The sequence below is a fragment of the Mesorhizobium sp. M4B.F.Ca.ET.089.01.1.1 genome, from assembly GCF_004022605.1.
In the GTDB taxonomy this organism is placed as follows: Bacteria; Pseudomonadota; Alphaproteobacteria; order Rhizobiales; family Rhizobiaceae; genus Mesorhizobium; species Mesorhizobium abyssinicae.
This window is the reverse complement of the sequence record NZ_RZOS01001270.1, coordinates 1-544: the sequence shown is the minus strand read 5'-3', so window position 1 is coordinate 544 and position 544 is coordinate 1. Positions and strand designations below refer to the sequence as shown.

Sequence of the window (544 nt, the reverse complement as noted above, 5' to 3'; positions counted from 1 at the left end):
GGTTTGGGCAGAGGATGCCGGTGGGGTGATCACTGTTGGCACTGAGGGCGTGGCCTATCGAATGGTTGGGCAGCAATGGCTGCCCATCAGTCCACTAGGCTCCAATGAATATCTGGATGTCCATGGACATCCCTAGCATGGCATCTACGCCTGCGGCGAGATGGGCACCATTCACCGGTTGGTGGGTACGGGCTGGCAGCCGCTGGAAACACATAGACACGACCGATTGCGTGGCATCGATATCGCGCCGGACGGCAAAATCAGGGTTGCCGGCGACGACGGCGTGTGCCTCCGAATTGCAAATGAAGAGATAACCGAGATGACCGCCGCCGGCGACATGACATATCTGTCTGTGCGCAGCTTCAATGGCAAGGCCTACTGGGGCGACGAGGCCGGCCTCAATGTCGAATCGGCTGACGCTCTTCAGCCATTCGAGGACACAGGAATTGCCTCAGATCTCCGCACTGATGGCGAATTCCTGTACGTCGCCGGTATCGACACGGCGTGGCGCTTCGACGGTAAGAGATGGAAGACACTCACGCTC

Annotated in this window: 1 protein-coding gene; it reads left to right on the top strand. The window is 58.8% G+C overall.

What is annotated here, in order from left to right; genetic code table 11:
- Positions 1–160 precede the first annotated feature (160 nt).
- The coding region (locus tag EN780_RS37105; RefSeq protein WP_133372994.1) for a hypothetical protein at positions 161–544 on the top strand (384 nt) is incomplete at its 3' end.